The sequence below is a fragment of the Arthrobacter sp. DualSoilB13 genome (assembly GCF_055389195.1).
In genome coordinates, this window is record NZ_AP035865.1 from 1307366 (window position 1) to 1334073 (window position 26708).

A 26708-nucleotide genomic window follows, 5' to 3' on the forward strand; every position below is an offset into this window, starting at 1 on the left:
CTTACCTTCAGGCTTCAAGGAGCGAAGCCGCGAGTCGGCTCAGTTCAGCGGATGCTTCGGCATGGTTCCGGTTGGCTTCAGCAACGCGGACCACCTCGCCGATGACCAGTACGGCCGGGTTGCTGCAGCCGGTGGCCGCCGTTTCGATGGTACCGAGGTCCGCGATGGTGGTGCGCTGTCCCGGGCGGTAGCCACGTTCCACCACCGCCATGGGCATGTCCGGCCTCATCCCTGCCCGGCGAAGACCAGCGGCCAGCTGCGGCAGGGTACCGATGCCCATGAGGACCACGATCGTCCCGCCGAGGCCGGCAAGATGGGTGTGTTCCTTCTCGGTCAAGGGGGCATGGCCGGAGACCACGGTGAACATGTGGCTCACTTCGCGGTGTGTCACTGGAATGCCGGCTGCGGCGGGCACGGAGATCGCGCTGGTGACGCCGGAGATGACCCGGACGGGAACACCGGCTGCAACACAGGCCGCCACTTCCTCGCCACCACGGCCAAAAACGTACGGGTCCCCGCCCTTGAGCCGGACAACGTTCTTGCCCAGCAGGGCAGCGTCCACCATGAGCTTTTCAATGTCCCGCTGAGTTACTTTATGGAGCCCGGGCTGCTTTCCCACGTCCACGAGTTCTGCAGAGGTCAGATCGGCCAGCTCCTGGTAGGGAGCGAGCCGGTCATAAAAGACGACGTCGGCATCGCGCAGTGCGTCCACGGCACCCACGGTGAGCAGGTCCAAGGCCCCAGGGCCCCCACCCACCAGGGTCACATGGCCTTCGGCTCCGGGAGCAGGCTCAAACGCAACGGGAACTCCCGCGTCGCGGCAGCGTTCCACCAGCGGCAGCCAGCCGGCCCCGCCGTCGTCCACTACGGCCACCAGGAAAGGGCGCTCGGGCAGCTGGCCGTCACCTGGCATGCCTTCGGGGGAGCTGAGCCGGTACACGTTGGCGCCGGCCTTTTGGTAGCGGCGGACTGCTTGACGGGCAGATTGTTCATTTCCCGTAACCAGGACGTCGCGGCCGGTGAGATCAATGGTGAGCTGCATGGTGAACCCCTAGTTTTCTACGCCGACGGTTTCGCTGCGGACCGGGATGGTGGAAGCGATGAGCACGCCGCCCTTTTCCTCGTTGGTGGCCGGACGGATCTGGCCGCGCTCCGGTACGAAGGAAATGGACTCGTCCTTCTGGTTGGGGGCGTTGACGAAGGAACGGAAACGGCGGAGGCGCTCCGGGTCCTTCAGGGTCTCGGCCCACTCGTCCTCATAGGTGTCGATGTGCTTGGCCATCGCCGCCTCAAGCTCTTCAGCGATGCCCAGGGAGTCGTTGACCACTACTTCTTCGACGTGCTTGATGCCGCCGTCCAGTTCTTCCTGCCAGCGTGCGGTGCGCTGGAGTCGGTCTGCGGTGCGGATGTAGTACATGAGGTAGCGGTCGATGTACTTCAGCAGGGTTTCGTCGTCCAGGTCCTTGGCCAACAGCTGGGCGTGGGCCGGGGTGGCGCCACCGTTACCGCCTACATACAGGTTCCACCCATCGGCCGTGGCAATGACACCAACATCCTTGCCACGGGCTTCTGCACATTCACGGGCGCAACCGGAGACGCCCATCTTCAGCTTGTGAGGGCTGCGGAGGCCACGGTAGCGCAGCTCCAGCGCGATGGCCATGGCCACCGAATCCTGCACACCGAACCGGCACCAGGTGGATCCGACACAGGACTTAACCGTGCGAAGACTCTTGCCGTAGGCCTGACCGGATTCGAAACCGGCATCCACCAGTTCTTTCCAAATGTCCGGGAGCTGCTCAAGGCGGGCACCGAACATGTCGATTCGCTGGCCGCCGGTGATCTTGGTGTAGAGGTTGTACTTCTCAGCGACGGCTGCGATGACGCCCAGGCCCTTCGGCGTGATCTCGCCACCGGCGATGCGGGGGACCACCGAATAGGTGCCGTCCTTCTGCATGTTCGCCAAGGCGCGGTCATTGGTGTCCTGCAGTGCACCGCGGCCGGCATCCAAAACGTACGCGGAGTGCTGGCTGGCCAGGATGGAGGCGATGGTGGGCTTGCAGATATCGCAACCGGCGCCCGTGCCGTACTTGGCCATGATGTCTTCGAAGGACGTGAGCTCCAGGACGCGGATGGCGTCGAAGAGTTCCTGGCGGGAGAGGCTGATGTGCTCACAGAGGGCCTTGGAGACCTCGATGCCGGACTTCTTCAGTTCGCCTTCAAGGAGCTTCTTGAGCATGGGAACGCACGAGCCACACTGCGTTCCGGCCCGGGTGCAGCCCTTCAACTCACCGAGTTCCTGTACGGGGGAGTTGCCCTCGCAGGCACCGCAGCCATTGATGGTGTCGCGAATGGTTCCGGCGGCCACGTTGTTGCAGGAGCAGAGGATGGCATCGTCCGGAAGCTCGGTCTCCGGAGCCTCGCCACCACCGGCAGCGCTCAGGTAGGCGCCCGGCTCGGCGGACAGTTCGCGGCCCAGAAGCGGGCGAAGACTCATGTACGGGGAAGCATCGCCCACGAAGATGCCGCCCAGGAGCGTCTTTGCATCATCGGTGGTGACAATCTTCTGGTAAACGCCACGAGCGGGGTCCGCGTACACGATTTCCAGGGAGTGCTCGGTCCGGGCAAACGCGTCGCCGAAGCTGGCCACGTCAACGCCGGACAATTTGAGCTTGGTGGCGGTATCAAAGCCGGGGAACGTTGCTTCGCCACCGTGCAGGCGGTCGGCCACGATCTCAGCCATGGTGTTGGCCGGAGCAACAAGTCCCAGGCACATGCCCTCAAAGTTGGCTACTTCACCGATGGCCCAAATGCCGGCCACTTCGGTGGCACAGAAATCATTGATGACAACGCCACCGCGCTGGCCCAGGCTGAACAGCTGCTCTTCGCCTTCTGCTGCGCGGAAGAGATCGTCGCGAGGCTTGACGCCGATAGCCACGATTACCAGATCCGCCTCAATGGTGCGGCCGTCAGCCATCAAGACGCCGGTGACATTGCCGTCGTCGTCCGTCAATACCTCGGAGGGGAAGACGCCGCCGTGGACTTCAAAGCCCTTCGCTTCGATCAACCGGCCCAGTGCCTGCCCCGCACCTTCATCCAGCTGGGTGTTCATGAGCCAGGGCGAGCCGTTGATGACAATGGGAGTGGCGCCGAGCTGCTCCGTGCCAGCCGCAGATTCCAGGCCCAGGAGACCGCCGCCGATGGTCACGGCGTTGACCTTACGGCCCAGCTTCCCGCTCAGTTCGGCGATGGCCTTATTGATGGCCCACACGTCCTCAAGTGTCCGGTAAACGTGCGTGTGCTCTGCGCCCGGGATAGGGAGTCGGGCTGCGTCAGAACCTGTAGCCACCACCAGGTGGTCGTACTCATACTTGTTGCCGGCGGCTGTGAGGACACTCTTGGCGACCGAATCGATCTTCACGGCGCGCTCGCCGGTGACCAGGGTCAGGGCCTCGTGGTCCCACATGGACGCATTGCCCAGGGTGAGGTCTACATCGGTTTCCGTCAGGGCCTTGCTCAGCGCCACACGGTCGTAGGGGAGGTGCGCCTCTTCGGTCAGCACCGTAACCTGCCAACCTTCAAGACCGCGATTGAACATGGCATCGGCGAAACGGTGGGCAGCGGGGCCGCCGCCGACGACGACGATGCGGCGCGGGTTCTCTGTACTTGAAGTGTGTCCGGTCACTGGTGGGCCTTTCGCAGATGTTGCATACGGATCTGTCGCAACTTGTGCTTCCAGCCTAGGGACGGGCAGTTTCGCTTCAGTTTCCCTTATGTTTCGTGATCTTAACTTCTGCATCACGAACGCATTTCATCAGGTGTGAGGTCTCTTTTACGCATTGGACACATACACGGACAACCGATGAAACACCGTGGTCTTAGCTTGGAGGAGTGGCCGCAAGTGTGGCCCGGTCCGGGGGAATGACGGTGAAAATACCAGCACCCGGACACTGTGAGAGGGGCTGAAATGACCGTAATTCTGGACCGTGCCGAGGACCTGACCACCACCGCCGCCTGGCACCGTATTTGCGCGGTGGACGAACTCGAACTGGCTTGGGGCGAAGCCGCGCTGATCGCCGGACGTCAGGTTGCCTTATTCCGCACAGCACCCACCGAAGTCTTCGCCGTAGCGCAGCAGGATCCGGCGACGCTCGCCAACGTTATGGCCCGCGGAATCATCGGATCCCGCGGAACCCGGCCCACCATCGCATCGCCGCTGCACAAAGAGGTCTACGACCTCGAAACCGGCGAATGCTTCACCAACCCCGAACTCAAGCTCGACGCGTTCGCCACCCGTTTGGTGGATGGTTTTATTGAGGTTGAACTCTAGGAGTTTTACAAACCCAATGCTTCGCTGACGTCCCTGAGAACATCATCCAGGGACGTTCGCGCTGCTTGGCGCGCGGCGGCAAGTTCCGCCGCGGACTCCACAGCCTGGATGACTTCCAGGTAACACTTGAGCTTGGGCTCCGTGCCGCTGGGACGAATAATGACGCGGCTCTGGTCCCTTGTGAGGTACAGCAGCCCGTCCGTGGGAGGCAGGGCTTCGCTTCCTTCGGCAAGATCGGTGAAAACCTCGACGGCGGAGCCCCCGAACGCTTCGGGCGGGTTGACCCGCAGACGGTTCATCATGGCATCGAGCAGACCCAGGTCAGCCACTCGTATGCTCAGTTGGTCGCTCGCATGCAGTCCGTGGACCAAGTAGAGGTCGTCCAGCGTGTCGAAGATCGTTTTGCCCTCGGCCTTAGCTGCTGCTGCCAGTTCCGCAATCAACACCGCCGCCGAGATGCCGTCCTTGTCGCGCACCAAATCCGGCGCCACGCAGTATCCCAGGGCTTCCTCGTACCCGTAGCTGAGTCCGGGAACCCTTGAAATCCACTTGAAGCCGGTGAGCGTCTCCTCATGGGCATATCCTGCTGCGGCCGCGATGCGGGAGAGTAGCCGGGAGGACACGATCGAGTTAGCGAACACGCCCGTCTGCGGCTCATCGCCGGCAGCGGCAGCCATGCGCGCCACCACGTGCGCGCCCAGCAGCGCTCCCACTTCGTCGCCGCGGAGCATCCGCCAGGCTCCCGTGGAGGGATCCAGCGCAGCAACAGCGGCCCGATCGGCGTCGGGGTCGTTGGCCAAAACAATATCTGCACCTGATTCTGCAGCCGCGGCGAGGGCCAGGTCCAGGGCGCCGGGCTCCTCCGGATTGGGGAACGCGACGGTGGGGAAGTCCGGGTCCGGCTCAGCTTGCTCGGCCACCAGCGTGACGTGGGTGAACCCCGCGGCGTGGAGGACGGAAACAGCCGTTTCACCGCCAACACCGTGCATGGGTGTGAGGACGATTTTGAGGTCCCGGGCCGGGAAATGGTCCCGATCCACCAAAGCGGCCACGGCGTCTTCGTACTCGGCGACGATGGACGTGGGCAGCACGGTCCAGCCGTCTTCTGCCAGCGTGATCGAATCCAATGCACCTACAGCCTCGATCTTGGCTGCGATCTCCGCGTCGTATGGCGCCACGATCTGCGAACCGCGTCCGCTTTCGGTCACGGCGTGCCGTCCGAGGTAGACCTTGTAACCGTTGTCTTGCGGCGGGTTGTGACTGGCGGTGACCATCACGCCGCCGTCGCACTTCAGTGACCGGACCGCGTAGGCGAGCAACGGCGTCGGAAGTGCTGCCGGCATGAGGAAGGTCTCGATGCCGGCTGCTGTAAAGATTGCCGCGGTTTCCTGGGCGAAGATGTCCGAGTTGTAGCGGGCATCGAAGCCGACGACGGCGCGAGGCCGGGTGCCTGGCGCCGCTGCGGCTACCGTCTCGGTGAGGAAAGCGGCGAGGCCTGCCGCTGCCCGGCGAACGACGACGCGGTTCATCCGGTTGGGGCCGGGACCGAGCGCTGCCCGAAGGCCGGCTGTGCCGAACTGCAGGGTGCCGTTGAAGCTGTCGCCCAGTTCCTGCGCTGCTCCCGCATCACCGCTCTCGGCGAGCTCGGCCAGCTCGACGAGAGCAGCCGCCGTCGCCGGGTCCGGGTCTTGGGAAGCCCATTGGCGGGCGTCGGTGATCAGCTGTTCGAATGCGGCATCGCTGGATGTCATAGGGTCAAAACTATCCTCAATGAGACCTTAGCGGGCAACGAGGTGCAGGATCCCGCCCCAATGAGTGGTCGTAAAGGGTGAGATCCCGCCCCTCAGAGGAGTTCAAAGAGATCGGGAAGTAATGGTGAAGTCCGTGTCGCCGCCCGTGCTGAACACCGAGGAGGCCGCACTATCCCAGTCCGGGAAGAACGTGTCAGAAAGAGCCACGTCGCCACCCTCGGCGAAGACTTCCACGGAGGATGAGTCCAGGAGGATGGTGAGATGGACCTTGGTGCCGGGGGAGGGCAGCGCCACTTCATGAAACGGGCTGAACTTAGGGGAGAAGTTAGTGGTCCCGGCCTGTGAACGGTCCACCCTCACAGTCCCACTCTCCTTGTTATAGGAGACGCGCAGCCCGGACTCGGAGCCTGGTGAGTGCCGGAGGAGAACGCCTGCCTCGCGCGCCGACGTCAGGTCCATGTCCAGCTCGATCAACTGGGTGCGCCGGTGGAAGTCCTGGCCGAGGTCCTTGATTGCGGAGCCGACGGTGAGGTTTTTGCTCTTCACTTCACCGGCGCGTTCCATCGTTCCCCGGGCCACTCCGGCTATGGAGGATCGCAACTCAAACCTCTTCCCGCCCCGAACCAGGGTGAGTTCACGGGGAATCGCCATGGAACCGCGCCACGGTGTGGTGGGCACGTCCTGGGCATAGTCCCAGTTGCCCATCCACCCCAGGAGTACGGGTTTGTCCCCGGGTGCCCCGGAAATGGAGTTTGCGGCATAGTAGTCGGCGCCGTGGTCCAGCCACTGGGATTCGTCGAGCGGCGCGTCGGGAGCGGCCGCATCCTCGGCGGTAAAGCGTGTCCCATCGAATTCGCCCACGAAGTACTGCATGCCCGAGCCGCCTGCAATGCCGCCGGGGTTGATGCTCAGCAGCATGACCCACTTCTTGGCAGTGGAGTCCTCCACATCCATGTGCAGGAGTTCGGGTACTTCCCAGAGCCCTCCCTGTGCGCCGACGCCGGAGAAATCGCTCAGGTACTCCCAGCGGAGGAGGTTGGTGGACTTGAACAATTTCACTACCTGGGCGTCGGCCACCACGGTGGTCATCACCCAGTAGCGGCCTGGCTCGTACCAAGTGATTTTGGGGTCACGGAAGTTGTTGTTGGTGGGTGTCAGGTTCAGGACCGGGTTTCCCTGGTACTTCTGCCAGGTCATGCCGTTGTCCACGCTGAACGCCACCGACTGGGCCTGCGCGCCTTGGGGCAGCACGCCGTTCTTGCCGTAGGCGCTGGTGTAGAGGGCCACCATGGGTGGATTCTCCGCCGACCCGAGTCCCGAGGCGTTGTTCTTGTCCATCACGATGGAGCCGGAGAAGATCTCTTCCTCCGGGCTTGCCTCCATGGCTACGGGTTGCTGCTCCCAATGGACCAGATCAGTGCTGGTGGAGTGGCCCCAGGACATATTGCCCCACGAGTTTCCGCGGGGGTTGTACTGGTAAAACGCGTGATAGGTACCGTCGTGATAAACGAGGCCGTTGGGGTCGTTGAGCCAGTTCTTTTCAGCCGTCAGGTGGGCCACGGGCCGCCACGGATCCGACGCGGACGGGCGGGGCCCGCCCGGGGCGGGGACCGGCGTCGGGCCTTCAGCCTGTGTGCAGGACGCTGCGGAGAAGGCGACCACGACGGCGGCACTTGCGGCCAGCATTTGGCGACGCGAAAGGTGGGGGCTGGGAAAAGTCATGGGGGAGATCCTGGGGGTTTGGGGGTGGCAGGGGTGCCGGTCCCCGCGGGACCAGTCACCCCTGCCGTGGCCTGAGGGCCGAGGTGTTACTGCTTACTTGTAGAGGCCTTCGCCGCCAACACGGACGTTGGTGGGAAGGTAGCCGAACGGCCCAAGACCGTTCTTGCCGAAGCTGCGATCAACCTGGGTCACGCCGGCCTTGAAATTCATCTTCACGGTGGGTGACAGGGAGCCGCCGCGGACGCCGTCCACATTGTCAATGAACGACTGGACGAGCCCGCCGGGCTGGACGTAGTGCGAGTAGGCCTGGAACTGACGGCCGTTCTGGCGAGGGTCCGGACCCTCCGGTGCGTTGGCCGGCATGTTCAGGTCCGTGGGGGAGCCCAGGGCCAGGCCGCTGTTGTTGACCGGCTGGTAGTCGGAGCGGATACCGTTGCCGACAAAGCCGTAGACGCCGTCCGGTCCGCGCATTCCATCTGCGTACGTGAACTGGTGGCTGATGGTGAACAGATAGTACTTGTTCTTGCCGTTCTCGTTCTGGATGAAGATCTGCGGACGCTCAGTCTGATCGTTCACGCAGTTGGCGGAAAGGATGGGAGGCAGGAAGCTCCACTTGGTGAGGTCCTTGTTGTCCGCAACGGCGAGTCCCACGTTGGCAGTCTGGTACCAGGCCCCGGTGCTGTTGACCTGGGCCACGGTTTCGGCGTTGGGATCGCCCGGTTGGTAGCCAAGGTCTTCCTGCTTGCACTTGTAGGAGCCGCGGGTGCCGCCGGTGTTGCCTTCGAAGACCATGAAAGTCTTGCCCGGGTGGGCGGGGTCCGCGAAGGTGTACGGGTCACGGAATGCGAAGCCGGGGTTCTGGGCTTTGTTCTGGTACAGCTTTCCGTCCGGTTCCAGCAGCTTGGTGTGCTGGAAGCCGTCGAAGCTCACGCCGTCCTTGGTGGCATGGATGGTACCCAGTGCCTTGGCGATCGCTGCGTCCGGAGCGATACCGCCACCGCCGGCGTTCCGTTCGGCGACGTCGTAGAACGTGGTGGCCGTGTAGAAGACGTTGATCTTGTTGCCCTGCATGAGGCGGGTGGAACCGGACCACTCCGTATTCCCGATGGACGTGTTGTCCAGGAACAGGTGTCCGCCGTAGTTCCATTTATCCTTGGCAGGATCGGCGTTGGTCTTGCGGAAGAAGTAGCCGATCCTGGCGTTCCAGTGGCGCTGGTCGAAGCCGTAGCCGGCGTTCCGGTCAGCAACCAGGGAGAAGATGACGTCCCAGCCCTTGTAGCTGATCTGGTTGGCGTTCTCGTCCGTCAGGGACCACGTGTCCCAAACCCACACGTCCTCGTTCATGGCCGGGAAGTCCTTGGGGATTTCCGGCATGGTGACGTTGGGGCTCATGGAGTTCTGCCCGGGGGCAACGTTGGGGTTGCTCTGGGCCATGATCTGCTTGGCGTCGGCTCGGGTCCACTTGGACGTGAAATCTGCCGCTGGATCATATGCCTGCTGTGTATGGGTGGTCGGCAGTGGGAAGCCGGGCGTTGGCGCCGGCATGGTGCTCGAGGGCGGATCCGCCGGGAGGTTGGCCTGCGCGGCTGGCGCTACCAACAGGATGCTGCCGGCCACACCGGCCGCTGCTGCGACGGCTACTGCCTGCCGTAACCGGCGGCGCGGCCGTGGAGGGGTTGAGTGCGTGTTCATGCTTACTCTTCTCGCGGAGTGTTGGACTTCGTGGAGTGGGGCGCATGCCCTGACCCCCGGTTGGGGGTTTCTGTACTCAGGCGTCCGTCGATCCGCTGGAGGCGTCACCGAGGGACGCCATCGTTTCGAGGAGCGGCGGAGCCATGGAGATGTCCGCCGCGGTGGTTCCGGCACGTCGACTTACCGGAACACTCTCCACGCTAGACACGTGTTAGGTCCGAAATCAAAGGGCGTTTCGCCCGACCTTTCAGTTACCGGCAGGTATGTGCGCAAGCGCTTACATTGCCAACATGCGCGCGTGTCACAATAGCCGGGCGGGAATCAAATGTTTCGTCACACATCAGATTTATTCTGTGAATTTACTGTGCGTTTACCTTCCCGCCGAGGTGGCCGGGACCTGCCATGGCAAACAAAAAAGCGGGGCCGCCATGAAGTGGCGGCCCCGCGATCCGGCTGGACTGCTAGAGCTTGGCGATGATCTCCGCCAGCAGTTTGGATATGCGCTTGCCCGCTGCTTGGCCGGCTTCAAGGACTTCCGCGTGGCTCAAAGGAACCGGGCTGATGCCGGCTGCCAGGTTGGTGACCAGGGAGATACCGAAAACTTCCATGCCCGCGTGCCGGCCGGCAATGGCTTCCAAAGCGGTGGACATGCCCACCAGGTCTGCGCCGATCCGCTTGGCGTACTGGACCTCCGCCGGCGTCTCGTAGTGGGGGCCTGTGAACTGCGCGTACACGCCTTCCTGGAGGGAGGGGTCAACCTCGCGGGCGAGGTCACGGATCCGTGAGGAGTAGAGGTCCGTGAGGTCAACGAACGTTGCGCCTTCAAGCGGGGAAGTGGCGGTGAGGTTGATGTGGTCGCTGATCAGTACCGGCGTACCCGGGGTCCAGTCCTCATTGAGCCCGCCGCAACCGTTGGTCAGCACCAGAGTTTTGCAGCCGGCAGCTGCGGCTGTGCGAACGCCGTGCACCACGGATCGTACGCCGCGGCCTTCGTAATAGTGCGTTCGTGCCCCTAGAACGAGGGCGCGTTTGCCTTCCTTGGTGAGGACGGAGCGGATGGTGCCAACATGGCCCACCACTGCTGGCTTGTGGAAACCGGGAACCTCGGATGCGTTCAGGGTGGCCGTGGTTTCGCCGATCAGATCGGCGGCTTCCGCCCACCCGGATCCGAGCACCAGTGCTACGTCATGGGATTCGACGCCGGTCTCCGCGGCGATGAAGTCCGCGGCAGCCTTCGCGGCCTCAAAGGGGTCAGTGTTCATCAGCTCAGTGTTACTCACTGGTACAAGCTACCCTGTGGCCGCAGGTCTTTGGTAGGGATACCAAAGCGGGTGAGGGTGTGCTGAGTGGCAGCCGACGTCGCGATGAGCGAGAATTGAGGATTGTGACCACCCAAGTTGACTTCAGTGCCCCCCGTATCGCGATCCTGGGAGGTGGTCCCGGCGGATATGAAGCTGCCATGGTGGCTGCCTCGCTCGGCGCCCACGTCACTATCGTAGAGCGGGCGGGCCTCGGCGGCTCGGCCGTGCTGACCGACGTCGTGCCTTCCAAGACCCTGATTGCCACCGCCGACCTCATGACCCGCGTCGGTGAGGCGGATGAGCTGGGAGTGAAGTTCGACGGCGACGGCACGGCTTCGAAGCCCCGCGCCGACCTCAAGCACATCAACGATCGCGTCCTGAACCTTGCCCATGGGCAGTCCGAGGACATTCGTGCCGGCCTCGAGCGCCTGGGCGTGGAGATTGTCATCGGTTCGGGCAAACTTCTGGACAACAACACCATCGAGGTCCTCACCATTGATGGCACCCGCACTATTGATGCCGACGCTATCCTGCTGGCCGTTGGCGCCCACCCGCGTGAACTGCCCACTGCAAAGCCCGACGGCGAACGCATCCTGAACTGGGCCCAGATCTACAACCTGGACGAGCTCCCCGAAGAATTGATTGTTGTGGGTTCGGGCGTCACTGGTGCCGAATTCGCCTCCGCCTACAACGGTTTGGGCTCCAAGGTGACGCTGATTTCCAGCCGTGACCAGGTTCTCCCCGGCGAGGACACGGACGCCGCGAAGCTGCTGGAAGGCGTCTTCGAGCGTCGCGGCGTGCGGGTGCTGTCCAAGTCCCGCGCCAACGCAGTGGAGCGGACGGACGACGGCGTTAAGGTCACCCTGGGTGACGGATCGATCGTGACAGGTACGCACTGCCTGGTGTGTGTTGGTTCCATCCCCAACACTGCCGGCATCGGCCTTGAAGAAGCAGGCGTGACCCTCACGGAGTCCGGGCACATCAAGGTGGACGGCGTTTCCCGCACCACCGCCCCCAACATTTACGCTGCCGGCGACTGCACTGGTGTCTTCGCCCTGGCATCCGTTGCAGCCATGCAGGGCCGCATCGCGATTGCACACTTCATGGGTGATGGCGTGAAGCCGCTGAAGCTCAACCAGGTGGCCTCCAACATCTTCACGTCCCCCGAAATCGCCTCCGTGGGCGTCTCCGAAGCCGACCTCGCATCCGGCAAGTACCAGGGCGACGTGGTGATGTTGTCCCTGCTCAGCAACGCCCGCGCCAAGATGCGCAACACCAAGGATGGCTTCGTCAAGATCATTGCCCGCAAGGGGTCCGGCACCGTGATCGGTGGCGTGGTGGTGGGTCCGAACGCATCCGAACTCATCTTCCCGATCTCCGTGGCCGTGACGCAGAAACTCCACGTGGACGATGTGGCCAGTGCATTCACTGTCTATCCGTCGCTGACCGGCTCCATTTCCGAGGCCGCCCGGCGCCTGCACGTGCACATGTAGCTCCAACGCCGGCGCCCGTTGGCCTGCCCAGGTGCGGGTGGACGCGAGCGCGCCGGAAAGCTGCGAGACCGCGGTTCCGAACCGGCGATTTCGCAGCTTTTCAGGGTGCTGGCGGCTGTTCGGCGTATAAGGAGTTATGCGGCAGCCGCTTGGAAGTGTTTTTCGATGATCCCCTTGATGTCCTCGTGGCACCCTCCGCAGCCTGTTCCTGCGCGGGTTGCCTTCGATACCTCGGCCACGGAAGAGCAGCCCTCCACCACGGAGTCCTCGATGCTGGCCGCGCTCACTCCGGCACAACGGCAGACGGTCCGCTGGGGATCGTTGCTGGTGGCCCCGGAATCCAGCTGGTCTGGTCCGTCGAGCCTGAGCAGCAAGGACCGGTCAGCGGGCAGCTCCGAGGAGCGCTCGAACAGAACCACCAGCTCAGCGGCTGTCCGGGGCATGCCCACGGCAACCAGGCCTTCAAGCACTCCGCCGCGTGTGGTCATCTTGACGTAGCGGCCGTGTTCCGGATCAGCCCATTGGGAAATCTGCCTGCGGGCGCGCCCGGACGCGGCCCCGGCTTCCAGCAACTCCTCGTCCCAGGGATCGGCCTGGTTGTCTCCTGCCACTGCCAGGTTGACGCCGCGGGCCTTGAGGACAATGACGCCGGGCTTCTCCTTCGGTAGTGCTTCCAAAGCATCTGCGGCAATCTGGCCATCACGGGCCAGGACCACGAGGTACTCGGCCAACCATTCGGCCTGCCGCCAGCCCGGACCGACGAGGCCCGAGGGGCCGGAAGCAGTCCGGCAATCAACGCACGCGGCGTCAGGGCAGCGAACTTCGGCGCAGTCGCCGATCGCGAACATGTGGGGCTCGTGATAAGTCCGGAGATGATGGTCCACAAGGATACCGGCGCCGGTAGGGAGGCCACAGCCCTCCGCCAACTCGATACGGGGGCGCACACCACAGGACAACACCAGTAGGTCGCCGTCGATCGCCGAGCCGTCGTCGAGGAGCAATGCGGAGAAGCTGCCTCCGGGGCCGGCTGTCTCCACGCCGGTTGACCGTGCGTTGCCTGCCATCCGGACTCCACTGGCCCGCAAGCTGTTGGTAAGCACTGATCCGCTGCCGCGGTCGATGCTCCTGCCCAGTGGGAATGGACCGTTGTGAACCACCGTGGTCCGGGCGCCTTCTTCCGAGGCGGCCAAGGCAGTTTCCAAGCCGAGCACGCCACCACCCAGGACCACCACGCGTTTTCCACCGGTAACCGCAGCGCGAAGCACGGCAGCATCGCGCAGATCACGCAGGGTAGTCACCCCCGCCGGGAGCACAGGCCCGGAGGGATCCGGGTTGAGGCCGGTCAGGTTGGGAATCACGGGACGGGATCCGGTTGCGAACACCAGCCGGTCGTAGTGTTCAGTGCTGCCATCGGACAGCGCTACGTGCTGGCGGGCACGGTCGATTCTTTTGACTGTGACGCCCAACCGCACCTCCACGCCGTCGGACTCCAAGTCGGATGCATCAGCCATGGTCAAAGCCTGGGCGCTGGTGCGGCCGACTCCCAGTTCGGCGATCATCACGCGGTTATACGCGGCCTCGGTTTCCTGGCCCACTACCAGCAACTGCACCAGCCCGGTGCGGACGGCGGGGAGCAGTTCGTCCACGAGCCGGGCAGCGACAGGCCCGAATCCAACAACAACAATGCGCTCGCTCATGACGCCTCCTTGACGTGCAGTGGCAGCCGCGTGTCCTCCGGGACGGTGTAGGAGGGCGGGTCCTGGGTGGAAACTGCGCGCCGGACCCATACCCGGCTGGTCTTGAACTCCGGCATGCCGGAGATGGGATCTGTGGCCGCCTCCGTGAGGCGGTTGGCGTTTTCCTGGCCGGGGAAGTGGAACGGCAGGAAGACGGTGTCCGGGCGGACCGAGTTGCTGAGCTCGGCACGGCAAAGCACTTCGCCGCGCTCGTTGGTGACGGTGGCGTAGTCGCCGTCGGCAATGCCGCGCGAAGCCGCCGTACCCGGGTGAATAAGGAGCCTGGCTTGCGGCTGCGATGCCAGGAGTTCGCTCACCCGGCGCGTCTGGGCGCCGGATTGGTAGTGCTCCAACAGCCGGCCGGTTGCCAAGGCCAGCGAATCGTCGGCAAAGGAACGGACAGCCCGCTTGGACGGGGTCACCGGGACCATGACGGCCCTGCGGTCAGCGTGGGCGAAGCCGTCGGAGAAGAGCCGTGGTGTTCCGGTGCTGCCCACGGGATACGGCCAGTAGGCTGCCTCGCCGCGGTCCAGCATGGCGTAGTCGATGCCCGAGTAATCGGCCAAACCACCGGCAGAGGCCAGTCGCAGCTCTTCGAAAACGGTCTCGGGGTCGTCGCTGAATGTCGAGGGCGCTTCAAGGAGCTCAGCCAGCCTGGCCATGAGCCACAACTCGCTGCGAACACCCGGGGGAGGCGTCAGTGCGCGGCGGCGACGGATCACGCGGCCCTCCAAGTTGGTCAGCGTTCCTTCTTCCTCGGCCCACTGAGTGACCGGCAGGACCAGGTCAGCTTCGGCAGCGGTCTCTGACATGAAGAAGTCGCACACCACCAGGAAGTCCAGGCTGCGCAATCCCTTGATCACTGCGTTGGTATCAGGAGCCGAGACCACCACATTGGCGCCGTGGACGAAAAGGCAACGGACGCCGTCGGGCTTTCCCAGAGACTTGAGAAGTTCGACGGCGGGGAGGCCGGGTCCGGGGATCAGCGACTCGTCCACGCCCCACACTCCAGCGACGTGGGCCCGGGCGGCAGGATCGGTGATTTTGCGGTAACCGGGAAGCTGGTCGGCCTTCTGGCCGTGTTCGCGGCCGCCCTGGCCGTTGCCCTGGCCGGTGAGGGTGCCGTAGCCGCTGCGGGCCGAGCCGGGCAGTCCGAGCAGGAGGCTGAGGTTGATGGCGGCGGTGGCGGTGTCGGTGCCGTCAACGTGCTGTTCCACGCCACGGCCGCTGAGGATGTAGCTGCCGCCAGCACGGGCGCCTTGGGCGAGCCGGCGTGCGGTTTCGCGGATGAGGGTGGCCGGTACACCGGTGATGGACTGGACGCGCTCCGGCCAGAAAGCGTTGAGGCTGCGCACCACGGCTGCGTAACCGCTGGTGTTCTTCTCGATGTACGAGGCGTCGGTGAGTCCCTCGTGCACCACCACGTGGCTGATGCCCAAAAGGAGTGCCAAATCGGTGCCGGGCGTCGGCTGCAAGTGGAGGCCGCCGCCGTCGGACGTAAACGCAGCAGTAGCCGAGCGTCGGGGGTCCACCACAATCAGTCCGCCGGCATCCCGTGCGCCTTGCAGGTGCTGGACGAACGGAGGCATGGTCTCGGCAACGTTGGAGCCGAGCATGAGGATCACGGAGGCGGTGTCCAGGTCCGTGACGGGGAAGGGGAGGCCGCGGTCCACGCCAAAGGCCCGGTTTCCGGCAGCTGCTGCGGATGACATGCAGAACCGGCCGTTGTAATCGATGCGGGAGGTGCGGAGGGCCAGCCGGGCGAACTTGCCCAGCATGTACGCCTTCTCGTTGGTGAGGCCGCCGCCTCCGAAGACTCCCACGGCGTCGTTCCCGTGCTGCTGCTGGGTGTCCTTGACGGCGGCCGTGATGAGCATGAGCGCCTGGTCCCAGGAGATGGGCTGGTGTACGCCGTCCGAGCCCTTGAGCATCGGCTCCGTGACGCGCCCGTTGTGATTCAACAACGACGCCGATGTCCAGCCTTTGCGGCACAGCCCGCCCCGGTTGGTGGGGAAGTCGCGTCCTGAAACTTCCAGGGGCACGGCGGGTGCTGCGTCCGGCGCGGGGACTGCCCCCGCCGCGGGTGCGGCGGGGGTCAGCCTCATGGCGCACTGGAGCGCGCAGTAGGGGCAGTGGGTATCGGCGCCGTTGGGCATCTAGATGTGTCCGATCGTGTTGCGCTTCTGGGCGGGGCGGATGTAGCAGACCCAGCAGACGGTGAGCATCAGGACGTAGGCTCCAACGAATCCATAAAACGCCGCGGTGTACGAGCCGCTGGCCGAGTTGGAGGCGTTGAGTACCTGCGGGATGACGAAGCCACCGTAGGCGCCGATCGCGGAGATCAGGCCCAGCGAGGAAGAAGCCAGGCGTGCCGTGGTGGCGCTCGGGGCTCCTGCTCGAGCTGCGCGGCTGGACGTTGCGAAGATGACCGGGATCATGCGGTACGTTGCGCCGTTACCGAAGCCACTGGCCAGGAAGAGCAGCAGGAACAAGGTGAGGAAGAGCCAGAAGTTCTTCAGGGGCAGCGTCCAGATCATGGTCAGCGTGATGACGGCCATGGAAGCGAACGAGGCGATGGTCATCCGCGCGCCACCCATGCGGTCGGCCATGCGTCCGCCATAAGGGCGGGCCAGGGAACCAACCAGCGGGCCGAGGAAGGCCAGCGAGAGCGCCACAGCGCCAACATGAATGGAGGAGAAGTCCGGGAAGTAGTCCTTGATCAGCTTGGGGAAGACGCCGGCAAAGCCGATGAACGAACCGAACGTTCCAATGTAGAGGAAGGCCATGATCCACAGGTGCGGTTCCTTCAGGGCGGCCAGGGAACCGGCCACATCACCCTTGGCGCTGGTGAGGTTGTTCATGTACTTGTAGGCGCCAAAGGCGGCGATGATGATCAGCGGGATCCAGATGATGCCAGCCATGGGCAAGTTGACGGTTCCGGCAGCAAGAAGGGTGATGGCGATGGGCACAACAAGCTGCGCGACGGCGGCACCGAGGTTTCCGCCTGCTGCGTTCAGGCCCAGCGCCCAGCCCTTTTCGCGGGCGGGGTAGAAGAAGGTGATGTTGGCCATGGAGCTGGCGAAGTTGCCGCCACCGAAGCCGGCAAGTGCAGCCATGAGGAGCATGATGCCGAACGGTGTCTCCGGATTGGAGACGCAGATGGCCAGTCCTGTTGTGGGGATCAGCAGGAGCAGGGCCGAGACGATGGTCCAGTTCCTGCCACCGAACTTGGGGACCATGAAGGTATAGGGAATCCGGAGCGTGGCGCCTACCAGGCTGGGAATGGAGATGAGCCAGAAGATCTGGTTGGTGTCGAACTGAAATCCGGCCGCGGGCAGCTGGACCACCACAATGGACCACAACTGCCAGACGACGAAACCGAGGAATTCGGCGAAGATGGACCAATTGAGATTGCGCTTGGCGATGGACCGGCCTTCGGACTCCCATTGGCCCTTGTCTTCGGCATCCCAGTTGGCGATCCAGCGGCCGGGACGGTGTTCAAGGGCGGAAGTGGCGGTGGCAGTGGACTGGGCGGGAGCCAGTGCATCTGCGGTGCGGTCAACTGTCACGGAAGTGCCTCCTTGGTGGGGACGTTGTTCTTCCAAGGTAGGTTTGGCGCATTTCGTGGACGGTCGCCGTTTGTAAACGCCCTGTGACATTTCCCTATCGGCGGGGTCACCGGCGCGTGAGGCGATGGTGAGGTAGTGTGGCGCGGACCACAAGGTGAGATTTTCTTGTCTGTCTGCATGTTGGACTTGGTTGTCCAGTCAATGGACAGCGGGAACTATTATTGAACTCTCGAATAATCCGTCGCCAGCAGGCTCCTGGGGGACCGGCCGGCGCAAAAGAAAGCTGCAAATACATGTCTTCCACCGCACCATCCAAGGAAGGTGAGTCCACTAAGCCAGTGAACTCACGGGGCAAGGTGATCTTCGCGAGCCTGATCGGCACGACGATCGAGTTCTACGATTTCTACGCCTACGCCACCGCGTCAGTACTCGTCTTCCCCAAGCTCTTCTTCCCCGACGCCACTGACATCAATGCACTGCTCAGTGCGTTCGCCATCTTCGGTGTCGCTTTCTTCGCACGGCCCATCGGCGCCGTGGTCTTCGGCCACTTTGGTGACAAGATCGGCCGCAAGGGCACCCTGGTGGCCTCGTTGCTGACCATGGGTATTGCAACCTTCCTTATCGGTCTCCTGCCCACGGCCTCCATGCCGGGGTGGGCCATCCTGGCCCCGATCATGCTGGTGATCCTCCGCTTCTTCCAAGGCCTCGCTTTGGGCGGAGAATGGTCAGGCGCAGCGTTGCTGGCCACCGAGAACGCGCCCGAAGGCAAGCGCGCCATCTACGGAACGTTCCCGCAGCTGGGTGCTCCCATCGGCTTCATCATCGCCAACGTCATCTTCATCTGGATGAACGTCTCCCTGAGCGCCGAAGAGTTCCTGGCCTGGGGCTGGAGGGTTCCGTTCATCCTCAGCGCCGTGCTGGTGATCGTGGGCCTTTACGTTCGTTTGAAGCTGGTGGAGAGCGCATCCTTCACCAAGGTGATCGAGCAGGAAAAGGTCCAGAAGCTGCCCCTCGCGGCTACACTCAAGAGCCACTGGCGCCCCGTGGTGGCCGGTACCTTCATCATGTTTGCCACCTACGTGCTCTTCTACATCATGACCACGTTCACCCTGTCCTACGGCACCAAGCCCACCCTTGCCGGCGCCCAGGCGGCGGCCGAGAAGGCCGGTACGCCCATGACGCCGGAGCAAGTGGCGGCGTTTGTTCCCGGCCTGGGAATCACCCGGTCCGACTTCCTCTGGATGCTGATCATCGGCGTCGTCTTCTTTGGCATCTTCACCGTGGTCTCCGGACCGCTCGCCGAGAAGTGGGGCCGCCGCAAGTTCCTGTTGGGAGTCACTGCGGGCATCTTCGTGTTCGGTGCGCTCTGGTTCACCATGTTTGGTCCCGGCCAGGCAGCGGCGATGGTTGGTCTTATCGTGGGCTTCACACTCATGGGCCTCACCTTCGGACCCATGGCAGCGATCCTTCCGGAACTGTTCCCGGCCAACGTCCGCTACACCGGCTCGGCTGTGGCGTACAACCTGTCCTCAATGATCGGCGCAGCACCCGCTTCGTTCGTGGCTATTGCGCTCTGGTCCGCAGCCAACGGCAGCACCTGGCTGGTGGGCGCCTACATGGCCGCCGCCGCCGTGGTGACGTTCATCGCCCTCTGGCTGACACGCGAGACCAAGGACATGGACTACGAGAACAACGTCGCCTAGGTAGCTCAAGTACGACGCCGGCCCCGCACCAAACGGTGCGGGGCCGGCGTCGTTAGAGGTTCTTTGCGTTAGTCCTCGATGGTGGCGATGACCGCGCCGGCGGCAACGGTCTCACCAGCGGTGGCGGAGAGGCCACGTACTGTACCGGCCTTGTGGGCTGTGAGCGGCTGCTCCATTTTCATGGCTTCAAGGACCACGATCAGGTCGCCCTCGGCCACAACGTCACCGTCCGAGGCTGCCACCTTCACGATGGTGCCCTGCATGGGGGAGGTCAGTGCGTTGCCGCCGGCAGCTGCAGCCGTGGCGCCAGCCGAACGGGAGCGCTTCTTGGACTTGCCGGACTTGGTGCCCGAACCGCTGGAAACTGCGGCGATGCTGCCACCCAGGCCGGACGGCAGGACCACCTCAAGGCGCTTGCCGCCAACCTCCACCACCACGCGCTGGCGCTCACCGGCGTCGGGCGTCTCAGCGCCGGCTACGTTGGCCGACCACGCCGGGATGCTGTTGACGAACTCGGTCTCGATCCAGCGGGTGTGAACCTTGAACGGGCCTTCGGCCGGAGCGAAATCGGGATCGGTGACCACTGCGAGGTCGAACGGGATGACAGTGGGGATACCCTCAACCACCATCTCCTCCAAGGCCCGGCGTGAACGCTGAAGCGCTTGCTCGCGGGTGGCTCCGGTGATGATCAGCTTGGAAAGCATGGAGTCAAAGTTGCCGCTGATGACGTCGCCCTGCTCCACGCCGGAGTCGATCCGGACGCCGGGTCCCGTGGGGTTCTTCAGCGTGGTGATGGTACCGGGGGCGGGCATGAAGTTGCGGCCCGGGTCCTCGCCGGTGATGCGGAACTCGAAGGAGTGGCCGCGGACCTCGGGGTCGTCATAGCCAAGTGCTTCGCCGCGGGCAATGCGGAACTGCTCCCGGACGAGGTCGATGCCCGTGACTTCCTCGGACACGCAGTGCTCCACCTGGAGGCGGGTGTTGACCTCGAGGAAGGAAATGGTGCCGTCCTGGCCCACCAGGAACTCACAGGTGCCAGCACCGAGGTAGTTGGCTTCCTTCAGGATGGCCTTGGAGGATTCGTAGAGACGCTTGTTCTGCTCTTCGCTGAGGTACGGAGCGGGGGCTTCCTCAACAAGCTTCTGGTTGCGGCGCTGCAGCGAGCAGTCGCGGGTGGAGACCACCACGACGTTGCCGAAAGCATCGGCCAGGCACTGTGTTTCCACGTGGCGCGGAGCATCGAGGAACCGCTCGATAAAGCACTCGCCGCGACCGAAAGCTGCGACGGCTTCGCGGACTGCGGATTCGTACAGCTCCGGGATTTCTTCCATGGTGCGGGCGACTTTGATGCCGCGGCCGCCGCCGCCGAAAGCGGCTTTAATGGCGATAGGGAGGCCGAATTCTTCAGCAAACTTCAGGATTTCGTCAGCAGACTCCACAGGGTCAGCCGTGCCGGGGACCAGGGGAGCGCCCACTTTCTCGGCGATGTGACGGGCCTGCACCTTGTCACCCAAAGCGGAGATGGCTTCCGGAGAGGGGCCGATCCAGGTGATGCCGGCGTCAATGACCTTGGCCGCGAACTCGGCGTTCTCGGCAAGGAACCCGTAGCCGGGGTGGATGCCGTCGGCGCCTGACTGCTTGGCGACGTCGATGATCTTGTCCATCACCAAGTACGACTCGGCCGCCGTGTTGCCGCCCAGCGCATAGGCTTCGTCGGCAAGGCGGACGTGGAGGGCATCACGGTCAGGGTCTGCGTAAACGGCTACGGAGGCAATACCTTCGTCCCGGGCGGCTCGGATGATTCGGACCGCGATTTCGCCGCGGTTGGCAATCAAGACCTTGGTAAGAGGGCTGGAAATGGGCTGCGCCGGGTTAGCTGACAAGTTGTTGACTCCTTCTGTCCTTGAGGAGCCTAGCGCGATTGTGAGGGTTCCGCCCATATTGATGGGGGATTCCGTGTGTGAGGCGATGTTCCTTTGTAGGGTTGCTACAAATCACCTCTACTGCTTGTTCGTGTCCCACAGCTCCGTGATGCCCACGTTTGCGTGGACCAGCAGGTCCCTGAGAGTAGAGATGGAAAGCCCGACGACGGCGTGCGGGTCGCCGTCCACCTTGCGGATGAAGGCCCCGCCCAAGCCGTCGATCGTGAAGGAGCCGGCGCAGTGAAGGGGTTCGCCGGTGGCGATGTAGGCGTCGATGTCGCTGGTGCTCATCTGGGCGAAGTGGACCTCGGCGCTGGATACCGCTCCGACGGTGGCTCCGGTGCCTTCCGGAGTTCCGGCGTCTGAACCGTCCGCTACCTCGTCGTCGTCGGCATCAGCGGCGGTGTCCCGGCAGTCAACCAACCAGTGTCCCGTGTGAAGCACCCCCTGCGAGCCGCTCATACGAAGCATTCGCTCCCGCGCCACCTCCGCCGTGTAGGGCTTGCCATGGGACTCGCCGTCGAACTCAAAGACGGAGTCGCAACCGATCACCAGCGCGCCCTCAGCCTCGGGGAGCGAAGCAACAGCCTCAGCCTTGGCGCGGGCCAGGAGCAGGGCGGTGTCGTGGGCATCGGTCACGCCGTATTTCGCCTGGACCGCGTCCTCGTCCACGTCCGAGACCAGGACGTCGTGCCGGACCCCGGCTTCGGTGAGCAGCTTGGTGCGGGCAGGGGACTGGGAGGCGAGAATCAATCGGGTCACGCCCCCAGCCTAATACCAACCGTCTCTCACATCCCGCGCCCTTAAGCCGATCGCTCTCTCACATCCCGCGCCCTTAAACCGATCGCTCTCTCACTTGCCTCAAGCAAGTGTGAGAGCGATCGTGCGGCCGTATGGTTTTCTGAGACAGGTTGATGGGAGATCGACTTCAGAATGACTGGTCCTAGAAGAAAATATGATGCGGCTTTCCGTAAGGAAGCTGTGCAGCTGGTGTTGTCCTCGGATCGTTCAGTGAAGCAAGTCGCTGACGAGCTCGGGGTTAAGGAGAGCACGTTGGGGAACTGGCTTCATCGGCACCGGGGAAAACATCAGGACGGTCCTGCTCTAGAGCCTGTGGACCCGGGCCCGGTGTCCTGGGATGAACACCGGAAAGCCTTGGCTGAGAACGAGAGATTGAAGGCCGAGGTCGAGTTCTTGGGAAAAGTCAGCGCCTTCTTTGCCGCGAAGCAAAAGTAGAGGACTTCTACGAGTTCATCGAAGCGGAGAAGGCCAACCATTCCGTGGCCTGGCTATGCCGGGCGTTGAAGGTTTCCAGGGCCTCGTTCTACCGATGGCGCAACCCGGCCGGGCCATCCCCGCGGGCAGTACGGCATCAGGATCTCGCCGCCGCGGTTACCGAGCTGTATAAGGAGGAGAAGGGCCGTGCCGGCCGGGACCAACTGACCCTGCTTTTGAACGAGAAGGGAGTGCGGGTCTCGGCCCCCACTGTCGGGGCGATCATGCGTGAGCACGGGCTGCGGGCCGTCCGCACCCAGGCCTGGAAGGCAACTACCGTCCAGGATCCGCAGGCCAAAACAGCCCACATCGAGAACCACATGCTCGATGCAGAGGGCAAGCGGGACTTCACCTCAACAGTGCCCGGAACCCGCCTGGTCGGTGACATCACCTACCTGCGCACGGGTGAGGGCTGGCTCTACCTGGCTACGGTGATCGATCTTTTCTCCGGCATGGTCATCGGCTGGTCCATGGCCGGGCACATGCGCGCGAGCCTGTGCACCGCGGCGCTGCAAATGGCCCGCAACCACGGCCACCTGACCGGGGCCTCGGTGGTGTTCCATTCGGACCGGGGCACCCAATACACCTCGGATGAATTCCAGAAATGGTGCGGCGATAACTCGGTGACGCAGTCCATGGGGAAAGTCGGGGTCTGCTGGGACAACGCCGTCGCGGAGAACTTCTTCTCCCACCTCAAAACCGAGTTCTACCACCACCAACGCTACGGCTCCCGACTCGCCGCCCGAACCGGTGTCATGGAATACATCGAGGGCTGGTACAACCGCCGCCGGCCCAACCGCCGAGCCGGCGGCATACCACCAGCCAAAGCCCACACCAACTACCAAACCCGCGCCCAGCAACCCCTGGCCGCCTAACCAAAAACAACAACGAGACCTGTCTCAAAAACTTGACGACCGCATCGTGATTGTTGGTTGTTATGTGAGTGAGCGTTAGTGGACCAGTTCCTCGGAGCCGGCCTTTGAACGGTCGCTCCGCTCCAGCTTGGCGCCTTCAACATCCACGTCCGGGAGGATGCGCTCCAACCACTTGGGCAGCCACCAGGCCTTCTCGCCCAGGAGGTACATGACGGCGGGGACGATGGTCATGCGCACTACGAAGGCATCGATCAGCACACCGAATGCCATGGCGAAGCCAAGCGGCCGGACCATGGTGAGGTGGCTGAAGATGAAGCCGGAGAATACGCTCACCATGATGATCGCGGCCGCGGTGACCACAGCTGCGGCGTGACTGAACCCGGAGCGGACGGCATGCTTGGCAGATTCGCCGTGCATGAACGATTCCCGCATCCCGGAGGTGATGAACACCTGGTAGTCCATGGCGAGTCCGAACAGCACGCCGATCAGGATAATGGGCAGGAAGCTCAAGACAGCGCCGGGATTGGCGACGTCAAAGATGCCTCCCAGCCAGCCCCACTGGTAGACGGCAACCACGGCACCGAACGCTGCGGCAAGCGAGAGCAGGAATCCACCGGTAGCCAGCAACGGCACCACGATCGAGCGGAAGACCAACAGCAACAGCAGCAGGGAGAGTCCTACCACAATCGCCAAGTAGGGCGGCAATGCGGCGCCCAGCTTGTTGGAAACATCGATGTTGCCCGCCGTCTGACCGGTCAGGCCGATCTGCACATCAAGGTCTTCGCTGATCGCGGTTCCCTTGGCACGGAGATCGGACACCACCTGCACGGTGCCGGCGCTGGCCGGGCCTTCTTTGGGGACGACCTGGAAGACGGTGGTGCGGCGGTCCTCGCTCAGCGCCACCGGCACGGCTGCGACTACATTCTCAACACTACGAAGCTGGTCCGCTACGTCGAACTGCTTGTTTTTGGCGTCATTCTCGCTGAGGCCCTCAGGGAATTCGCCTACCACGATGATTGGTCCCGTCACACCTTCGCCGAAGCTGCTGCGCGTGAGGTCGTAGGCCTTGAAGGCTTGCGAATCCACCGGCTCCGAGCCGCCGTCGGGAAGTGCCAGCCGCAACTGTGAAGCCGGGAGAGCCAAAGCGCCCAGCAGGGCGATGCTTGCCACTAGTGCAACCCACGGATGACGGGTGACCATACCGCCCCAGCCGCCGCTGCTGCGCTTCTCCTCGCGTTCGCGATCGGCAGCTTCGTGCCCGGGTTCGGCGTTGTGCTTGGCGGCCTTGGCCCAAGCGCGCTTGGAGATGAGTCTGGGGCCGATCAGCGCCAGGACCGCGGGCGTCAGGGTCAAGGCGACGACGACGGCGACACCCACTGTCGCTGCGGCTGCAACACCCATGACGGCTAGGAACGGCAGACCCGGAACTACGAGGGCAGCCAGGGCGATGATGACTGTCAGACCGGCAAACAGCACGGCGTTGCCCGAGGTGCCGGTGGCCAGTGCTGCGGATTCTTCGGCGTCCATGCCGGCCAGAAGCTGTGTCCGGTGGCGGTTGACGATGAACAGGGAGTAATCAATACCCACCGCAAGTCCGAGCATCAGGGCCAGCATGGGCGAGATGGAGCTCATGTCGATCACGCTGGTCAGGGCGAACGTACCGCCAACACCCACAGCAACACCGATAAGGGCCATGACCAGTGGCAGTCCGGCAGCGATCAAGGTGCCGAGCATGAGTATCAGGACCAGAGCTGCGACTGCGACGCCCACAATTTCAGCGATGCCGAAGATCTCCGAGACGTCCTCGGTGATTTCCTTACTGGCGTAGGCAGTGACGCCGGCCGAGGAGACTCCGTGGACGATCTCCTGGACTTCCTCGCGGACAGCCGGGTCAACGGCATTGATGGAGGTCTTGAACTGGACTTGCGCTACTGCGGCTTTGTTGTCGCTGGAAACAAAGCGGAGCCCCTGGGATGCTTCGAGCTGTCGCTTGCCGAGCGCCAGCGTGGCGGCGCCGTCGGCAGCGTCCTTCGCTCCGGCGTCGAGCCTTTCCTTGGTGGCAGCAAGTTCAGCGCGCTGCGGCGCCAGTTGGGCGTCAATCTGGGCGGGGGTGAGGCCTGATGCAGCGAGCTGCTGTTCAACGCCGGTGAGTTGCGCCTCGCCCGCTTCCAACTGCGCACGGGCGGCGTCCAGCTGGGCCTTGCCTTCTGCGGCTTTGGCCTCGCCGGCGGCGATCTCGCCTGCGGACTTGTCCAGTTGCTCCTGGGTGGTGAACGGGTTGACCGTCCCCTGCACGTCAGGCATGGCTTCCAGTTTGGTGAGCGCGGCTGCAACCGCGTCCTTCTTGGCTTGGTCGAAACCGGCATCTCCGGCGTCGAACACCACGCTGGCCGAGCCGCCCGATGATTCAGGCAGGGCTTCCTTGAGCTTGTCCGCCATCTGCTGGGTTTCGGTGCCCGGGATGGTGAAGTTGTTGGACATGGTGCCGTGGAATGCTGCGGCCGAGCCGCCTACAGCTACCATGACGGCCAGCCAAATGGAGATGACGAGCCAGCGGCGGCGATACGAAAACTTGCCGAGGCGGTAGAGGAACGAGGCCATGTCAGAACCGATCTTTGGTGGTTGGAACGGAAGGGGGAGCCGTAGTGACGGTGGAGAAAGCGTTCGACGGCGGCGCGAAGCCGGCACCGAGAAGACCCATCGCATCGATGAGGTGCTGGCGAAGGACCGCCAGGGATTCCTGTGAGAGGTCGGGTCCGCGTTCGATGAACCAGACGGTCATGGCTGCTTTGCCGCAGGAGATGACGGATCCCGCCAGGGCGTGAAGGTAGAGTTCGCTGATCCCGGCGCCGAGCCTGCCGCGGGCGGCGTCAATGATCTGCGCTGTGCAGTGCTCCCAGGCTTCAAGCTCGGAGCGTGCAAGCTGTCGGTTGTCCTGGGTCAGACTGAACAGTTCAGCCATGGGCGCCACGGACATTGGATCGGCCAGCGCCATGAGGGCCGCCTGGGCGGATTCGAGGATCGACTCCTCTGCAGGGCGCAGCCGGAACTGCTCCAGTGCGCGGTCCATGAAGCCATCGGCTACGGAGGCCAGTGCTGCTTCGAGGCTGGGGAAGTAGTTGAAGAAAGTTCGCCGCGAGACACCTGCGCTGGCGGCGATGTCCTCCACTGTGAAGTTGCCGGGCCCGTTGCTGCGCAAAAGGTCCAGGGCTGCGGACGCAATGGAGCTGCGGGTGGCCGCCTTGTTGAGTTCGCGCCGTGAGGGCGTCGATTGCTCAGCAGTGTTGGGCGACTCCGCAATCGCTTCCTGGCTATTGGTTTGGGTCACATACTTACACTAAG

General features: G+C 63.7%; 18 protein-coding genes. 4 read left to right on the plus strand and 14 right to left on the minus strand.

Translation table 11 applies throughout. The features are described from left to right. Positions 1-7: 7 nt before the first annotated feature. Together cobA and nirB are read right to left on the minus strand one after the other, a co-directional pair. Positions 8-1042, minus strand: a complete 1035-nt coding sequence (cobA, locus tag ACZ5J0_RS06190; RefSeq protein ID WP_166841402.1) for a uroporphyrinogen-III C-methyltransferase — start codon at positions 1040-1042, stop codon at positions 8-10. A gap of 9 nt (positions 1043-1051) precedes the next feature. Beyond that, complete coding sequence (gene nirB / locus ACZ5J0_RS06195; protein WP_464094413.1) at positions 1052-3682, minus strand: nitrite reductase large subunit NirB; 2631 nt, start codon at positions 3680-3682, stop codon at positions 1052-1054. Between the two features lie 282 nt (positions 3683-3964). Here nirB and nirD point away from each other — a divergent pair, with 282 nt between their 5' ends. After that, entirely contained in the window at positions 3965-4327 is a 363-nt protein-coding gene (nirD, locus tag ACZ5J0_RS06200) for a nitrite reductase small subunit NirD (RefSeq protein WP_166841400.1), read from the plus strand. A 5-nt stretch (positions 4328-4332) separates the two neighbouring features. Here the strand turns inward: nirD and ACZ5J0_RS06205 are convergent, their stop codons facing one another. The 5 genes from ACZ5J0_RS06205 to ACZ5J0_RS06225 all read right to left on the minus strand — a co-directional run bounded on the left by ACZ5J0_RS06205 (position 4333) and on the right by ACZ5J0_RS06225 (position 10754). Then, entirely contained in the window at positions 4333-6078 is a 1746-nt protein-coding gene (locus tag ACZ5J0_RS06205) for a phospho-sugar mutase (protein WP_464094414.1), read from the minus strand. Between the two features lie 102 nt (positions 6079-6180). After that, entirely contained in the window at positions 6181-7800 is a 1620-nt protein-coding gene (locus tag ACZ5J0_RS06210; RefSeq protein ID WP_464094415.1) for a glycoside hydrolase family 32 protein, read from the minus strand. A 93-nt stretch (positions 7801-7893) separates the two neighbouring features. Next, complete coding sequence (locus ACZ5J0_RS06215) at positions 7894-9492, minus strand: glycoside hydrolase family 68 protein (protein ID WP_142939800.1); 1599 nt, start codon at positions 9490-9492, stop codon at positions 7894-7896. A 76-nt stretch (positions 9493-9568) separates the two neighbouring features. After that, entirely contained in the window at positions 9569-9700 is a 132-nt protein-coding gene (locus ACZ5J0_RS06220; protein WP_274595841.1) for a hypothetical protein, read from the minus strand. A gap of 253 nt (positions 9701-9953) precedes the next feature. Continuing rightward, positions 9954-10754 (minus strand): purine-nucleoside phosphorylase, encoded by an 801-nt coding sequence (locus ACZ5J0_RS06225; RefSeq protein ID WP_187697247.1) that lies wholly within the window; start codon positions 10752-10754, stop codon positions 9954-9956. Between the two features lie 122 nt (positions 10755-10876). Here ACZ5J0_RS06225 and ACZ5J0_RS06230 point away from each other — a divergent pair, with 122 nt between their 5' ends. Then, the gene (locus ACZ5J0_RS06230) at positions 10877-12286 is read left to right on the plus strand and encodes an NAD(P)H-quinone dehydrogenase (RefSeq protein ID WP_142939798.1); all 1410 of its coding nucleotides are present in this window, start codon (positions 10877-10879) and stop codon (positions 12284-12286) included. A 134-nt stretch (positions 12287-12420) separates the two neighbouring features. On the opposite strand, the gene ACZ5J0_RS06235 is transcribed toward ACZ5J0_RS06230, so the two are convergent. From ACZ5J0_RS06235 to ACZ5J0_RS06245, 3 genes are read right to left on the minus strand one after another with little or no spacing between them, the layout of a single operon-like run. After that, positions 12421-13983: an FAD-dependent oxidoreductase gene (locus ACZ5J0_RS06235; protein WP_142939797.1), complete on the minus strand. Its 1563-nt coding sequence runs from the start codon at positions 13981-13983 to the stop codon at positions 12421-12423. Further along, positions 13980-16178 carry a molybdopterin oxidoreductase family protein gene (locus tag ACZ5J0_RS06240; protein WP_464094416.1) on the minus strand — a complete coding sequence of 733 codons (2199 nt, stop codon included), beginning with the start codon at positions 16176-16178 and terminating at the stop codon, positions 13980-13982. Before ACZ5J0_RS06240 ends, ACZ5J0_RS06235 begins: the two co-directional genes overlap by 4 nt. Then, the gene (locus ACZ5J0_RS06245) at positions 16179-17591 is read right to left on the minus strand and encodes an MFS transporter (RefSeq protein ID WP_464094417.1); all 1413 of its coding nucleotides are present in this window, start codon (positions 17589-17591) and stop codon (positions 16179-16181) included. Positions 17592-17884: 293 nt separating this feature from the next. On the opposite strand from ACZ5J0_RS06245, the gene ACZ5J0_RS06250 reads away from it, so the two are divergent. After that, entirely contained in the window at positions 17885-19294 is a 1410-nt protein-coding gene (locus ACZ5J0_RS06250) for an MFS transporter (RefSeq protein ID WP_223942121.1), read from the plus strand. A gap of 68 nt (positions 19295-19362) precedes the next feature. Here the strand turns inward: ACZ5J0_RS06250 and ACZ5J0_RS06255 are convergent, their stop codons facing one another. Both ACZ5J0_RS06255 and ACZ5J0_RS06260 read right to left on the minus strand, forming a co-directional pair. Then, positions 19363-21234, minus strand: a complete 1872-nt coding sequence (locus ACZ5J0_RS06255) for an acetyl/propionyl/methylcrotonyl-CoA carboxylase subunit alpha (protein ID WP_464094418.1) — start codon at positions 21232-21234, stop codon at positions 19363-19365. Between the two features lie 60 nt (positions 21235-21294). Next, entirely contained in the window at positions 21295-21978 is a 684-nt protein-coding gene (locus ACZ5J0_RS06260) for a Maf family protein (protein ID WP_464094419.1), read from the minus strand. A 171-nt stretch (positions 21979-22149) separates the two neighbouring features. Between ACZ5J0_RS06260 and ACZ5J0_RS06265 the strand changes: the two genes are divergently transcribed. Beyond that, a protein-coding gene (locus tag ACZ5J0_RS06265) for an IS3 family transposase (RefSeq protein WP_464094185.1) occupies positions 22150-23366 on the plus strand; the annotation gives its coding sequence in 2 pieces (ribosomal slippage) (positions 22150-22414 and positions 22414-23366; 1218 coding nt in all). A 75-nt stretch (positions 23367-23441) separates the two neighbouring features. On the opposite strand, the gene ACZ5J0_RS06270 is transcribed toward ACZ5J0_RS06265, so the two are convergent. Both ACZ5J0_RS06270 and ACZ5J0_RS06275 read right to left on the minus strand, forming a co-directional pair. Beyond that, a complete protein-coding gene (locus tag ACZ5J0_RS06270) occupies positions 23442-25967 on the minus strand; it encodes an MMPL family transporter (RefSeq protein ID WP_464094420.1) in 2526 nt (841 codons plus the stop codon). 1 nt (position 25968) lies between these two features. After that, the gene (locus tag ACZ5J0_RS06275; protein ID WP_464094421.1) at positions 25969-26694 is read right to left on the minus strand and encodes a TetR/AcrR family transcriptional regulator; all 726 of its coding nucleotides are present in this window, start codon (positions 26692-26694) and stop codon (positions 25969-25971) included. Positions 26695-26708 lie beyond the last annotated feature (14 nt).